Raw genomic sequence first — 13,747 nt, 5'->3', positions numbered from 1 at the left:
GCCGATCACAGCCATCACTCCTCCGCGCCGAGGACACTCGAAAGGGATCCCCGACATGAGCTCCACCGCCCTTCTCCGACGTCCACGCCGGGCGAGCCGGCACCACGCGCGCGGCGCCCTCGCCCTTCTGGCGGCCGGGGCCCTCGCTCTCGCCCTCGCCGCGTGCGGGTCCGGCTCCGACCAGGGCGGCTCGACCGCCAGCAACGCCTCCACCGAGGAGTGCAGCACCGCTGCGCAGAAGCAGACCGACGAGCACCTCGACGTCCGCGACCAGGACTGGTATCCGACCCAGTCCGCACCCGGCTCGTTGGCGCAGGGCAAGAAGTTCTGGGTCATCCCGCTCACCTCGGCCATCCCGACCCTGGCCGACTACGCCAGCGGGTTCGTCGACGCCGGCAAGGCCGTGGGTGCCGACGTGACCGTCTTCGACGGCAAGGCCACCCCGTCCACGATCCAGCAGGGCATCAACTCGGCGGTCGCCGCGAAGGCTGACGGCATCGTCTTGATCCTCATCGACCCCACCTCGGTCGCACCCGCCCTGGCCAACGCCAAGGCCGCGGGCATCCCCGTCCTGGCCGCCAACTCCGGGGAGAACCCGCCCTACACCGAGGGCATCTCGGCCGCCGCCTCGGAGGACGAGGTCGAGCTAGGTGCGTGGCAGATGTCCGCCGCCCTGGCCGCCACCGACTGCAAGCTCAACGCGATGCTCATCACCAGCAAGGGCAACGCCGCGGCCGACGGCACCTACTCGGGCTTCACCAGCACGCTCGACAAGCTGTGCCCGGACACCTGCGAGAGCTACACCGTCGACATCCAGCCGGCCGACGTGGCCACGAAGACCCAGACGCTGGTCCAGAACGCGCTGCGTCTGCACCCCGACACCAACTTCATCCTGATGGTCGCCGACCCCTTCCAGCCCTACGTGCAGAAGGCGCTCGACAGCCTGGGGCAGGACGTCCCGATCAGCACCTCGTCGTCCATGGGCAATCTGGCCAACCTCTCCGAGGGCTCCTCCATCGTGCAGAACGTGCTCTATGCCCCGGGCAAGGTCCACGGCTGGTTCTACATGACCGGCCTGCTCGATCTGCTCGACGGCCAGAAGGAGGTGCAGGTCCAGTACCCCATCGGCCTGGTCAACGACTCCAACTGGGCCAGCGACGACTACTCCAGCTACGACGGGGAGTCCCCTTACGCCGACTACGAGTCGGAGTTCAAGAAGCTGTGGAAGGTCCAGTGAGGTAGGCGGGCCACCGATGCGCCGCCCACGATTGGAGATCACGTGATGTCACAGCCGACCGGCCAGGGTCTGTCCCTGCGGAACATGTCGAAGAGCTTCGGCAGCGTCCCCGTGCTCAAGGAGATCGACCTGGACCTCCTCCCCGGTGAGGTGCACGGCCTGGTGGGTGAGAACGGATCGGGCAAGTCGACCCTGGTGAAGATCATCGGTGGTCTGCACTCCCCCGACCCGGGTGCGCACCTCTCCCTGTGGGGCCGCGAGCTGAGCTTCCCGCTCACGCAGCCGCAGTCGCACGGCATCGCGATCATCCACCAGGATCTCGCCCTGGAGGACACCATGACGGTGGCCGAGAACGTGGGCATCTCCAGCGGCTACGGCACTGCGACCTTCGGTGCCTATCGCAAGCGGCGCGAGCAACGGGCCGCTGCGGCGCTCATCGAGGAACTCGGGCTCCGGATGAGTCCCACCGCGATCGTCGCCACACTCCCCCCGGCTGAGCGCTCGATGGTCGCCATCATGCGAGCCCTGCGGCTGCAGCGGCTCAGCGGCGCCAGCCAGTGCCTGCTGATCCTCGACGAGCCGACCGCGGCACTCACCCAGGAGGAGTCCCAGCGACTCCTCACCATGGTCCGCGGCCTCGCCGCCGCGGGGGCGGCCGTCCTGTTCATCGGTCACCGCCTCCACGAGGTGATGAGCGTCTGCGACCGGCTCAGCGTCCTGCGCAGCGGCCGGCTGGTCTCGACCCTCGACACCTCACAGACCACCGACGCCGAGGTGGTCGAGCTCATGCTCGGCTACGAGCTGGGCGAGTTCTACCCCGAGCGCCACACCCCGAGCACCTCCGAGGTGGCCCTGTCGGTGCGAGACCTCAGCGCCACGAGCGTGAGCGGGGTCTCCTTCGAGGTGCACAGGGGCGAGATCCTCGGCATCACCGGACTCGCCGGGATGGGGCAGGACGAGCTCCCCTACCTCGTCTACGGCTCGGCCAAGCGGTCGGCCGGCGAGGTCGTCGTCGGCGAGCGTGAGATCGCCAACGACGTGCTGGCCGCCCAGGCCGCCGGCGTCGCCTTGGTGCCCGGGAACCGGCAGCGCGACGCCGTGTGGATGGAGGGGTCGGCCCAGGAGAACCTGACGATCCCCTTCCTGAGCAGCTTCCACAGCGGGGGCATGCTTCGCAAGCGTCGCGAACGCACCTTCTCCGCCGACCAACTCCGCCGCTTCGGTGTACGCCCCCACCTGCCCGGCCAGGAGATGCGTCGCTTCAGCGGCGGCAACCAGCAGAAGATCGTGCTGGCGCGCTGGCTGCACACCGAACCCGATGTGCTGCTCCTCCACGAGCCGACGCAGGGCGTCGACGCCGGGGCCAAGAAGGAACTGTTCCACCTCATCCGCGAGGCCGCCGACCGCGGCACCGGGGTCGTCATCTTCTCCTCCGACATCGAGGAGGTCGTCAACATGTGCCACCGCGTGATCGTGCTTCGACACGGCGTGGTCTCCGCGATCTTGGGCCAACACCAACTGACCGAGCAACGCATCATCAGCGAGAGCCAGGGGCAGCGCGCCGCCGACTCCGCCGTGCGCACCCCTGGACGCCTTGAGGAGTCGTCGTGACCACCACCACCCACGAGCCCGCCCACGACTCGGCGCAGCACGCCGCGGATCCGCCGCCGGCGCTGGGCCTGGGCCACCGGGCCCGGCAGATCCTGCCGGAGATCGCGGTGCCCATGCTGCTCCCGCTGACCTTCGTCGTCTTCGGTGCGCTCACCCCCGCACTCTTCCTGACCACCACGAACATCCGGCTGACCCTCATCGCGCAGGCCATCCCGCTGCTGCTGGCGATGGCGGTCACGCTGACGCTGCGGGCCGGCGACATCGACCTCTCCGTAGCCGGGGTCATGATCGCCTCCGGAGCCCTGACCGGCATCGCCTCCGAGCACGGTGCCTCCACGCTGGTGGCCTGTGCCATCGGCCTGGGTGCCGCGTTGCTGGTGGGCGTCGTCAACGCGGTGTTCATCGTGGCCATCGGACTGGACTCGCTCATCGTCACCCTCGGCGTCTTCACCGCTCTGGCCGGCTTCACGAGCTGGCTCACCGGTAGCAACCTGGTCACGACCGTGCCGCAGTCCCTGCAGACCTTCTCGAACCAGCCGGTGGCCGGACTCCCCGTGGTGGTCTGGCTCGGTTGGCTCGTGGCCCTGGTCTTGTGGTGGGTCTTCGAGTTCACCCCGTTCGGCCGCTACCTGCTCTTCATCGGCGGCAACCGCGCCGCGGGCACGCTGGCCGGGCTGCGGGTCGACCGGTTGCGCGTGATGTGCTTCGTCGCGGGCTCCCTCATCGCCGGCCTGACCGGCATCCTGCTGGCAGGATCGCTGGGCTCGGTCGACCCGAGCAGCGCCAACGCCTACCTGCTGGCCCCCATCACGGCCGCGTTCCTCGGCACCACCTGCATCCAACTCGGACGCTTCAACGTCGTGGGCACCCTGGTGGGCCTCTACCTCATCGCCTTCGGCATCACCGGGCTCCAGCTGCTGGGCTACCAGGGCTGGGTCACCGACCTGTTCAACGGCGTGGCCCTGGTCGTCGCCCTCACCTTCGCGCGCTATTTCGAGGTCATGCGCAACGGTCAGCTCAAGCTGGGGCGCCGCCGGGCGGCCCAGCGCAAGCAGCGCTCGGTCGAGCAGGAGGCCGCCCCCACACCACCATCCACCGCAGGAAGCTCACACCCATCCGAATAGGAGAGAGTCACCCATGACCACGAACACCAAGTTCGACTTCAAGGCCATCGACCACCTGGCCATCACCGTCAGCGACATGCAGCGCGCCGTGGACTTCTACCACGGCAAGCTGGGCATGCCGATCCTCTACACGATGGAGTACAAGAACGACGCCGACGAGGTCATCGGCCAGCACTGGTACTTCGGCATCGGCGACGACGGCTCGCACCTGGCCATCTTCTACTGGAAGGACGGCTACCAGACCCTCGAGGGCGAGAAGCCGAAGGACACCCGCAAGCCGGCCAACCCGCGCGCCTACCCCATCGCCGAGCTCATGCACTTCAACCTGCGTGTCGACGCCGAGCGCATCGAGGAGTACTGCGAGAAGCTCAAGGAGGCCGAGATCCCGTTCACGCACACGGTCCGCTACCGCCACCCCGAACGCGACGGCGTCATGACCGTCGACAGTGTGGAGAACGAGTTCCTCCCGGCCCGCGAGGGCGCCTTGATGAGCTCGGTCTACTTCTCCGACCCCGACGGGATCGCGCTCGAGTTCAACGCCTGGTTCCCGACGTTCGCATCGTGGCCCAACGACAAGACGCCGATGTCCGACGCCACGGTCGGTGCCTGACGCATCCCACGACTCGTCATACCGACGCCGGAGGCCGGCACCCCGCGGGGTGCCGGCCTCCGGCGTTTCGGGCGTCGTCCTACTCGGGCTAGATCAAGGCGCTGATGCCGCCGTCGACCATGAGGTTGGCGCCGTTGACGTAGTGCGACTCCTCGGAGGCGAGGAACAGGGCGGCGCCCACGATCTCCTCGGGCTCGGCCGCGCGCCGCTCCGCGGTGCGGTCGACCATCGACTGCACGAGCCCCGGCGCGGCGTCCATGAGCTGCCGGACCGCGGGCGAGGCCACGAGCCCGGGGCTCACGCTGTTGACCCTGATGCCGTGCGGGGCACCCTCGGCCGCCAGCTGGCGCGTGAGGGCCATGACGGCGCCCTTGGCCGCCACGTGGGCGCTCTGCGGGAGGTCACGGGAGCCGTTGACGCCCCCGATCGAGCCGCACATCACGATCGAGCCGCCGCCACGCTCGATCAGGTGCGGCCAGGCCGCCTGTGAGCAATGCCAGCTGATGCCCAGCTCGTTGCGGATGGTGAAGTCGAAGTCGTCGGGGCTGGCCTCGGCGAAGGGGCCGAAGCGCGTGCCGCCGGCGTTGTTGTACAGCACGTCGATGCCCCCGTGGGCCTCCAGGGCCGCCGCCACGAAGGCCCGGGCCCCCTCGGGGCCGCTGAGGTCTGCGGCCGGTGCCAGCGTCATCGTGTGGCCCGCCTCCTCGACCAGCCGTGCGGTCTCCTGGTTGGACTCCTCGTCGATGTCGATGCCCACCACACGTGCCCCGCGGGCCGCGAAGCCGAGCGCGGCGGCTCGGCCGATACCGGTCCCCGTCCCCGAGATGAGCACGACCTTGTCGCGCAGGCTGTCCGTCATGTGTCCTCCTGGTGCGTCGGTGGCGGCTCGCGTCGCGAGTCACCGTCGGTCGGTTACCGCTGGTGGGGTCGGGGAGGCGAGCCCCGACCCGAGATCTCAGCCGCCGCTGCGCGAGGCGGTCCAGCCGGCCTCGCCCTTGCGGCGCAGCGACCACATCTGGACGCCCCGCTCCAGCTCGACGGCTGCGGCCCAGGATGTGGCGTTCGGGCCGAGCTCGAGGTCGGCGCTGTGCTTGATGCGCCGCGACAGCTCGGGGTCGCTGCCGGCGCGAGCCGCGAGCGATCGCGCCTGCTGCTCGATCTCGTGCTCGTCGTAGGTGGCCCATACGAGACCCAGCGACACCGCCTGTTCCCCGCTCACGGGTGCGCCGAGGGCGCCCATGGCCATCGCCTGCGACCGGCTCAGACCCCGACCCAGGAGGCTGAAGTGGCCGCCACCGGGGTGGATGCCGCGCGCCAGGAAGCCCGAGTCCAGCACCGCGGTCGGGGTGGCCAGGACCACGTCGCAGGCGAGGGCGAGGTTCATCCCGGCCCCGACCGCACCGCCGACCATCACCGCCACCGTGGGCACCGGCAGGCGCCCGACGCGCACGAACGACGAGTACACGCGGGTGGTCCGTAGCATCGAGTCGGTGGTCGCGGGGTCGTCCGAGGCGGCTCCCAGGTCACGCGTGTCGGCGCCGCTGCAGAAGTACCCTCCCTCGCCGGCCACGACGACGGCCCCGATGGTCTCGTCGGTGTCGACCCGCTCGCAGAACGCCACAATGTCGGCGGCCATGTCGGCCGTGATGGCGTTCTTGCGGCGAGGGTTCCTCAACCTCAAGGTGGCGACCCCGTCGGTGACCGCGACCTCGACCGAGGGCGCGCCGGCTGCTGGCTGTTCTTCCACGTGCACTTCTCCTCTTGTTTCTCATCGACGTACTCGTCGAGTGGTGGTACGGGTGCTCGACCGGCCCCAAAGGGCCGGTCAGCGTGCGGCCGGATCCAGCCCTGAGACCGCGAGGCCCGGTCCCGCGCCGGGAACCATGAAGAGATCCCCTGCGTGCGGCTGGGCGGCCGCCTCCTCCTCAGTGAGTCCCGCTGCGGCGGTGGTGACGTAGAGGTCCGCGAGCCCCGGGCCGCCGAAGCAGACGCTGGTGGCCTTGGCGACGGGCAGGTCGACCACGGCGAGGCACTCACCCTCCGGGGTCAGCTGACGGACGGCCCAGCCGGCGTACATCGCGACCCACAACGAGCCGTCCGCGGCCACGCACAGGCCGTCGGCGAAGCCCCACGCGGGGTCCACCGCCAGGCTGCTCAGTCGCCGCTCGCACCGGCCGGTGGCCGGGTCGTAGGCGAAGCGGAGGATCTCGTGCGCCCGGCTGTCGACCAGGTAGAGCGTGCGCGCGTCGGGGCTCCAGGCCAGGCCGTTCGCCAGCTGGAAGGGACGGTGAGCTGCCACCGCACCCTGCGGGCCGACCCGGTAGAGGGTCGAGACGTCCGGGGAGAAGTCGCTGGCCATCGAGCCCACCCACAGCCGGCCCCGCGGGTCGCAGCCGGCGTCGTTGAGCCGCTCCACCGGGCTGTCGGACGCGACCTCCACCCACGGGTGCGGGTCGGTGGCACCGAAGCACCCGAGCAGGACGCTGCGTCCGCGCGTGACGGCGAGCTCGTCCTCGCCACCCCGGGAGGTCAGAACCGCCGAGACGGTGCCGCCCAGGTGCCACCGGTCGGTCGCGCCGGTGGCGGGATCGAGCCGCCAGACCTCCCCGGCCGACAGGTCGACACCGAGGAGTCGCGAGGATCGTTCGTCCCAGAAGGGGCCCTCCCCGATGGCACAGCGCAACTCGGCCACGACGATCGCGTCGTCCATGGGTCACCCCGATTCTCGGATCGTAGTCTGTCGCCAGTTGACAATACACGGTTGCCCGCCGATCCTGAGACGTAGGACACAACAGGAAGGACCAGGGTGACCACCACGGCATCGACGTCGACCGACTCGAGCAGGCTCGCGCACTCCGTCGAGGAGTGGGCGAACTGTCTCGACGAGGCACTTGCAGGACCGAACGCAGACCAGCTGCGCGAGCTCTTCCTCGAGGACTCCTACTGGCGCGACCTCGCGTCGTTGACCTGGGACGTCCGCCAGTTCTGGGGCCGCGAGCCCCTCCTGGCCCACCTCGTGGAGCACGCCAAGGTCGCCACGCCCACCGGCTTCACGCTGCAGGCCGACCGCTCGGCGCCGCACCTCGTCGACGAGCAGACGTGCGAGTTCTACCTGACCTACCGCACCGCGACCGGCACCGGCAGCGCGTTCGTCCACGCCGTCCTCGACCCCGAGGGGCCCGGCGGGCTGCGGGCACAGGTGTTGGCCACCACCATCACGAGTGTCGACGGCCAAGCCGTGCCCTCCACCCAGCGCCGCGGCTACACCGCCGCGCGGCCGGGCCAGACCTGGCACCAGCACCGTCGCGAGTCCCAGGGGTTCGAGGACACCGAGCCCGACGTCCTGGTCATCGGCGGCGGCCAGACCGGACTCATCATGGCCTCCCGCCTGGAGCGGCTGGGCGTGACGTACGTCGTCGCCGACCGCAACCCCCTGCCCGGCGACGGGTGGCGATCGCGCTACGACTCGCTGGCACTGCACACCCCGACGGTCGCGAACAATCTCCCGCACGTGCACCAGCCCGAGACCTTCCCGTCGTTCGTCTCGAAGGACGAGTGGGGCAACTATCTCGACGCCTACGCCACGTTCATGAACCTCAACCGGTGGGGCGGCACGGAGGTGGTCTCGGCCGTCTTCGACGAGACCGACCGCCGCTGGGACGTCACGCTCAGCGTCCCGGGCGGCGCCACCCGGATCCTGCGACCCGCCCACGTCGTCACGGCCGTCGGCTACACCGGCACGGAGCCCTACATTCCCGATCTCCCGGGCCTCGACGACTTCGCGGGTCAGGTGATGCACTCCTCGGAGTTCGTCTCCGGCTCGGCTTTCGCCGGCCAGCGCGTCCTCGTGGTGGGCACCGGCACCAGCGGGCACGACATCGCCTTGGACCTCAGCGACCACGGCGCGCAGACGCACCTGGCCCAGCGCGGCCCGACCTGCGTCGTCCCCATCGAGGAGGCCGAGCGCTACAACCTCGACTACGGCGCGCCCGGCATGTCGGTCGAGGAGGCCGACCAGCGTCGCAACTCCATGTTCATCCTGCCCTTGGTCGAGGAGAAGGCGCGGGCCGAGACCCAGCGCACCGAGCGCGAGTACGCGGAGATGTACGACGGGCTGCGCAGGGCCGGCATGACCCTCACCACCGGCGAGGACGGCGGCGGCTGGGTGCTGCGGCTGGTGAAGTCCTTCAGCGGCTACTACCTCGACGTCGGTGCCTCCGCGGCCATCATCGACGGTCGCATCGCCATGGTGCAGATGGCCGACGTCGACCGCTGGGTCGAGCACGGCCTACGCCTACGCGACGGGACCGTCATCGAGCTCGACGCCGTCGTGCTCAGCACCGGCTACCGCAACGTGCGCCACAGCTTGGAGCGCATCTTCGGCTCCGAGGTCGCCGGCCGCGTCGGCGACATCGGCGGGGTGGCCGAGAACGGCGAACACCGCAACATGGCGCGACCGACCCGCCAGCCGCACCTGTGGCTGCTGTTCGGGGGCATCATGGACGCCCGCAAGATGAGCGAGGTGCTCGCCCTGCAGATCGCGGGACAGATCCTGGGCGCCACCCCCACGCTCGTCCGCGACGATCGCGACGAGCTGATCTCCTTGCCCCCGCTGGACGCCGCTGGCGAGGAGGTGGCCGCACGATGAGCACCACCCCACTGCCCACCTCCTTCGCTCCGCGCACCGGCGAGCAGGTGACGGCCCACGAGGCCAGCACCTCCGGGCAGGTCGCCGCTGCCGCGCAGCGTGCGGCCGAGGCCTTCACCGCCCTGCGCACGACCAGTCCGGCGCAACGACGCGACTGGTTGCGCGCGGTGGCGGACTCCCTCGAGGCACACCGCGAGGAGTTGGCCCACCTGGCCGACGAGGAGACCGCCCTGGGCCTGGACCGGCTCACGACCGAGATCGAGCGCACCGTCGGCACGCTGCGCTTCTACGGCGACGTCGCCCGCGAGGGCTCCTTCCTCGAGCTCGCCATCGACGACCAGCCGCCCTTGGCGCGCATCAACCAGGGCATGGGTCCGGTCGCGGTCTTCGGGGCCAGCAACTTCCCGTTCGTGCTGGGCGTCGTGGGTCACGACACCTCCTCGGCCATCGCGGCCGGCTGCCCCGTGGTCGCCAAGGCGCACGACGCGCACCTGGGCCTGAGTCTGCGTCTGGCCGAGCTCGTGGAGAAGGCACTCGCCGACGCGGGGGCGCCGACCGGCACCTTCGGCATGGTCGTCGGATTCGACGCCGGCGTAGAGCTCGTGCGCCACGAGGCCATCAGCGCCGTCGCCTTCACGGGCTCCGAGGCGGGTGGCCGCGCCATCTGGCGCGCGGCGCAGGAGCGCGAGATCCCGGTCCCGGTCTACGCCGAGATGGGCACCGTCAACGCCGTGGTGGTCACGCCCGCCGCCGTGCCCGACCTCGCCTCGATCGCGGAGGGCTTCGTGAACTGCTACACGAACTGCTCGGGTCAGTACTGCAGCAAGCCGGGCCTCTTCTTCGCCCCGCGGGGATCCGACGCCGCCGCGCACGTCGCCCGGGCCCTCGAGGCGGCCAGCCCTCAGCCGATCATGCTGACCGAGGCCATCGCGGACTCGGTGCGAGCCGGCCTGGCGGCCATGTCCGAGGAGGGCGCCGAGGTCGTGCTCAGGGTCGGCGACGACGACCGGGGCTGGTCTGCCCCCGCGGCGGTCCTCTCCACCCCCAGCTCGGCCATCTTCGAGGGCAGCCGACTGCTCGAGGAGACCTTCGGTGCCGTCGCGGTCGTCACCGAGTACGACGACGAGCAGGAGCTCTCCCGTGCCCTCGAGGTCATGCAGTCGGCCCTCATCGCCGCGGTATGGACCCCCGAGACGGGCCCGGACGACCTGGCCCCCCAGGTGATCGAGCAGCTCTCCCGCAAGGTCGGCCGCGTCGTGACCAACGGGTGGACCACCGGCGCCAACGCCAGCTGGGGCATGCAGCACGGCGGCCCCTGGCCGGCGACGTCCAACCCCCAGGGGACGTCGATCGGCGCCGCGTCGCTCAACCGCTTCGTCCGCCCCGTCTCCTTCCAGTCCACCCGCGAGGAGTGGCTGCCCGAGGGGGCCCGCCGCGAGAACCCCTGGCAGGTGACCCGTCGGGTCAACGGGGTGCTGGAGCCCTCGCCGCACGTGGCCCGCTGAGCCCACGCCCACGACACGAAGGGGCCGCCGCTGGTCGTCAGCGGCGGCCCCTCGTGTTCTTCGGCGGTCGTTCGGCAGTCGTTGCTCAGGAGACCGCCGGTTGAGACTGCGCCGAGGACGTCGCGTCGGAAGCGCCGACGGCGTGACCCGTGACGACGCGCCACACGGCAGCGGCGTCCGCCGGGCTCTCGTCGCCGCGCCAGGCCACGTGACCGTCGGGACGCACCAGCGTGAACCGGGTGCGGTAGAGGTCGGCGAGCTCCTGGCCGAGGGCCTCCCGCCGCACGGGTACCCCCATCGCGCGTCCGGTCTCGAGCAGCTCGGCGCTGTCGGCCTCCTCGCTGCCGAGGTCGACCAGGACGAAGCCCTCGCCGTAGAGGTCGAGCACCGACCGGCCGTCGGGCAGCCACGCGTGCGGAGCCCGGTGCCCGGGTCGGTTGGTGGGCTCGTAGACCCGGTAGTCGTCGGCCGGCGCCGGGGATCCGTCGCTCACGCAGATCGGGGAGTCCTCGTAGCGGTAGCCCAGGATCACGCCCTTGGACTCCCACTCCGCCCGCGTGGCCGCCATCAACTCCTCGCCGACCTCTCGGCGCAGCACGTCGCCGTCCTCCCCGGGTTCGAGGAGCCCGCCGAGATCCTTGGTGCTGTACCACCCACGGAAGTTCGAGGTCGCGGCCTGCGTGTTGCGCAGCGCGATCGGTCGGCGCTCGACCTCGTAGGACTCCAGGAGCCCCTGACCGCCCCAGCCGCGCAGGACGGCGTCGAGCTTCCAGCCGATGTCGACCGCCTCGCCGATCCCGGTGTTGGCCCCGAAGCCCCCGGTGGGGGACATCGTGTGGGCGGAGTCGCCCACCAAGAACACCGGCCCGGCGCGGTAGCTGTCGGCCACCAGCTGCGAGCGACGCCACGGCGCGATCGAGAGGATGTCGAACTCCAGCTCCTCCCCCAGCACCCGGCGCATCACGGACTCCACGTCGAGCGCCTCGAGATCGAGCCTCTCCTTGCCCGCCATGTAGGTGAAGCGCCACAGGTCCATGCCGTCGACGACGGTGAGGTTGCCGACCGGACCGTCGGGCGAGATGAAGATGAAGCGGGCAGCCTGGTGCTCGCCGACCTTCTCCAGCAGGCCCGGGCAACGGAAGAAGACGCCCACCGAGTAGTTGAGCAGCTCGATGCCCGACATCTCGATGCCCAGCCGCGTGCGGGTCGCACTGGCCGCGCCGTCGCACGCCAGTGCGTAGCGGGCGGTGACCTCACGCTCCTGCCCCGTCGCGGCGTCCGCGTAGCGCACGAGGACCGTGCCGTCGGCGGCCACCTCGACGTCACCCACCCGCGCGCCGTAGCGGATCTCGACCGACTCCTGGGAGGCCGCGGCCCGCGCCAGGATCGGGTCCATCCACATCTGGGGGCACCGCTGGCGCCGCTCCGGGCTCTCCGGGGGCGTGCCCATCTCGCCCAGCGGCGGGTAGTGCTCGCGGATCAGCTGGTAGCCGCCGAACCCGGTGCTGAACACGATGTCGAGGTCGTAGTCGTCGGGGAAGCCGCAGTTGCGTACGTCCTCGACCGTGCCCCACCGACGATGGAACTCCATGGTGCGCATCGAGATGCCACCGGCTCGGGGGTGGTCCACGGTGCCGTCGCCCTCGTCCAGCACGACGACCGACTGGCCGCGCACCCCCAGTTCCACGGCGCTCGCGAGACCCACCGGTCCCGCGCCGATCACGACTACTGCGGCGTCGAGCATGTGCCTACCCTCCTGAGCGATGTCTGTCTCTGTTGACAGTAATCAGTAGAATGTTTACTGTCTAGGGCGTCACAATGTCGAACGTCACATGCGTGCGCTCGAGTCAAGCTCGCGCCGGTCGGTGACGCAATCAGGAAGATGGCGATCTGCATGAAGGCAGCCCTGTTCACCGGCGACACCGCCAGCCTGACCATCGAGGAGGTCGAGCTGGACGCCGACACGCTGGGCGAGCACGACGTCCGCATCGAGGTCGGCGCCACCGGCGTGTGCCACAGCGATCTCTCGGCCCTGCACGGAACCTTCGGTCCGATGCACAACCCCTCGATCCTGGGTCACGAGGGCGCTGGCCGCGTCGTCGCGGTGGGCTCGGGCGTCTCCCGCACCCGGGTCGGCGACCGCGTCATCACCACCTTCATCCCGGCCTGCGGCGAGTGCTTCTTCTGCGTGCGCGACCAGTCGAACCTGTGCGAGCTCAACGCGGTGCTCCGCGGCCGCGGCATCGGCCGCGCGATCCGCGAGGACGGCAGCGCCGCGCGGGCCTTCTGCAATCTCGGCACGTTCGCCGAGGAGATGATCGTGCACGAGGCCAATGTGGTCACCGTGCAGACCGACCTCCCCGACGAGCAGCTGGCCCTGGTCGGCTGCGGCGTCACGACCGGCGCCTGCGCCGTCTTCAACACCGCGCAGGTGCGTCCCGGCAGCACCGTGGCCGTCATCGGCTGCGGCGGCGTCGGCCAGGCGGTCATCCAGGCCGCCCGCATCTCCGGGGCCGCGCGGATCTTCGCCGTCGACCCGGTGCCGTTCAAGCGCGAGTCGGCCCGTTCCTTCGGCGCGACCGACCTGATCGACCCGGCGGCCGCCGACCCGGTCGAGCAGCTTCGCCAGGCCACCGACGGGCGCGGCGTCGACTACGTCTTCGAGGTCGTCGGACGCCCCGAGACCGTCGTCCAAGCCCACACCGCCGCCCGTTTCGGCGGTGCCGTGGTGCTTATCGGCGCCGGTCTGCCCGGCCAGCAGGTGGCCTTCGACCTGTTCGCCCTGCACCGGGAGAAGAAGCTCCTGGGCTGCGGCTACGGCTCGGCGCAGGTACGCCGCGACATCCCGCGCCTGGTGGCGTTGGCCGAGTCCGGTCAGCTCGACCTGGGCTCGATGGTCTCGCGCACGATGACCCTGGGTCAGGTCAACGAGGCCTTCACCGCGATGTCGTCGGGCGACGTCGTCCGATCCGTTCTCGTCGGCGCCTGAGCGTCGACTCCCCCCGGGAGGAG

Annotated in this window: 11 protein-coding genes; 7 read left to right on the top strand and 4 right to left on the bottom strand. The window is 70.6% G+C overall.

Annotated features, from left to right (window positions below; translation table 11 throughout):
* Nucleotides 1-55: 55 nt before the first annotated feature.
* The 4 genes from ISG29_RS16560 to ISG29_RS16545 are packed head-to-tail and all read left to right on the top strand — an operon-like array spanning nucleotide 56 to nucleotide 4,582.
* A complete protein-coding gene (locus tag ISG29_RS16560; RefSeq protein ID WP_194504553.1) occupies nucleotides 56-1,237 on the top strand; it encodes a sugar ABC transporter substrate-binding protein in 1,182 nt (393 codons plus the stop codon).
* Nucleotides 1,238-1,282: 45 nt separating this feature from the next.
* Complete coding sequence (locus tag ISG29_RS16555; protein ID WP_207793244.1) at nucleotides 1,283-2,848, top strand: sugar ABC transporter ATP-binding protein; 1,566 nt, start codon at nucleotides 1,283-1,285, stop codon at nucleotides 2,846-2,848.
* Nucleotides 2,845-3,972 carry an ABC transporter permease gene (locus ISG29_RS16550; protein ID WP_207793243.1) on the top strand — a complete coding sequence of 376 codons (1,128 nt, stop codon included), beginning with the start codon at nucleotides 2,845-2,847 and terminating at the stop codon, nucleotides 3,970-3,972. Before ISG29_RS16555 ends, ISG29_RS16550 begins: the two co-directional genes overlap by 4 nt.
* Before the next feature lie 13 nt (nucleotides 3,973-3,985).
* Nucleotides 3,986-4,582, top strand: coding sequence for a VOC family protein (locus ISG29_RS16545; RefSeq protein ID WP_194504552.1), 597 nt, complete (start codon nucleotides 3,986-3,988; stop codon nucleotides 4,580-4,582).
* An 88-nt stretch (nucleotides 4,583-4,670) separates the two neighbouring features.
* Here the strand turns inward: ISG29_RS16545 and ISG29_RS16540 are convergent, their stop codons facing one another.
* The 3 genes from ISG29_RS16540 to ISG29_RS16530 form a co-directional block, all read right to left on the bottom strand.
* Nucleotides 4,671-5,441 carry an SDR family NAD(P)-dependent oxidoreductase gene (locus ISG29_RS16540; RefSeq protein WP_194504551.1) on the bottom strand — a complete coding sequence of 257 codons (771 nt, stop codon included), beginning with the start codon at nucleotides 5,439-5,441 and terminating at the stop codon, nucleotides 4,671-4,673.
* A 96-nt stretch (nucleotides 5,442-5,537) separates the two neighbouring features.
* On the bottom strand, nucleotides 5,538-6,329 hold the full coding sequence (locus ISG29_RS16535) for an enoyl-CoA hydratase-related protein (RefSeq protein ID WP_207793242.1): 792 nt from the start codon (nucleotides 6,327-6,329) through the stop codon (nucleotides 5,538-5,540).
* Nucleotides 6,330-6,407: 78 nt separating this feature from the next.
* On the bottom strand, nucleotides 6,408-7,292 hold the full coding sequence (locus ISG29_RS16530) for an SMP-30/gluconolactonase/LRE family protein (RefSeq protein ID WP_194504549.1): 885 nt from the start codon (nucleotides 7,290-7,292) through the stop codon (nucleotides 6,408-6,410).
* A gap of 96 nt (nucleotides 7,293-7,388) precedes the next feature.
* Here ISG29_RS16530 and ISG29_RS16525 point away from each other — a divergent pair, with 96 nt between their 5' ends.
* Entirely contained in the window at nucleotides 7,389-9,230 is a 1,842-nt protein-coding gene (locus ISG29_RS16525; protein ID WP_194504548.1) for a flavin-containing monooxygenase, read from the top strand.
* A complete protein-coding gene (locus ISG29_RS16520) occupies nucleotides 9,227-10,735 on the top strand; it encodes an aldehyde dehydrogenase family protein (RefSeq protein ID WP_194504547.1) in 1,509 nt (502 codons plus the stop codon). Before ISG29_RS16525 ends, ISG29_RS16520 begins: the two co-directional genes overlap by 4 nt.
* Before the next feature lie 85 nt (nucleotides 10,736-10,820).
* Here the strand turns inward: ISG29_RS16520 and ISG29_RS16515 are convergent, their stop codons facing one another.
* Nucleotides 10,821-12,479 carry an FAD-dependent monooxygenase gene (locus tag ISG29_RS16515; protein WP_194504546.1) on the bottom strand — a complete coding sequence of 553 codons (1,659 nt, stop codon included), beginning with the start codon at nucleotides 12,477-12,479 and terminating at the stop codon, nucleotides 10,821-10,823.
* Between the two features lie 150 nt (nucleotides 12,480-12,629).
* Between ISG29_RS16515 and ISG29_RS16510 the strand changes: the two genes are divergently transcribed.
* Nucleotides 12,630-13,724 carry a Zn-dependent alcohol dehydrogenase gene (locus tag ISG29_RS16510; RefSeq protein ID WP_194504545.1) on the top strand — a complete coding sequence of 365 codons (1,095 nt, stop codon included), beginning with the start codon at nucleotides 12,630-12,632 and terminating at the stop codon, nucleotides 13,722-13,724.
* Nucleotides 13,725-13,747: the final 23 nt, after the last annotated feature.

This window comes from Nocardioides acrostichi, from assembly GCF_015319165.1.
GTDB lineage: Bacteria > Actinomycetota > Actinomycetes > Propionibacteriales > Nocardioidaceae > Nocardioides > Nocardioides acrostichi.
Note: the sequence above shows the minus strand (reverse complement) of the source record. Positions and strands in the feature narration are given on the sequence as shown.

Bases quoted from the DNA above. Each gene is read 5' to 3' on its own strand.
- ISG29_RS16545 (WP_194504552.1), top strand. From the start codon at position 3,986: ATGACCACGAACACCAAGTTCGACTTCAAGGCCATCGACCACCTGGCC.
- ISG29_RS16530 (WP_194504549.1), bottom strand. From the start codon at position 7,292: ATGGACGACGCGATCGTCGTGGCCGAGTTGCGCTGTGCCATCGGGGAG.
- ISG29_RS16510 (WP_194504545.1), top strand. From the start codon at position 12,630: ATGAAGGCAGCCCTGTTCACCGGCGACACCGCCAGCCTGACCATCGAG.
- ISG29_RS16515 (WP_194504546.1), bottom strand. From the start codon at position 12,479: ATGCTCGACGCCGCAGTAGTCGTGATCGGCGCGGGACCGGTGGGTCTC.
- ISG29_RS16560 (WP_194504553.1), top strand. From the start codon at position 56: ATGAGCTCCACCGCCCTTCTCCGACGTCCACGCCGGGCGAGCCGGCAC.
- ISG29_RS16540 (WP_194504551.1), bottom strand. From the start codon at position 5,441: ATGACGGACAGCCTGCGCGACAAGGTCGTGCTCATCTCGGGGACGGGG.
- ISG29_RS16520 (WP_194504547.1), top strand. From the start codon at position 9,227: ATGAGCACCACCCCACTGCCCACCTCCTTCGCTCCGCGCACCGGCGAG.
- ISG29_RS16555 (WP_207793244.1), top strand. From the start codon at position 1,283: ATGTCACAGCCGACCGGCCAGGGTCTGTCCCTGCGGAACATGTCGAAG.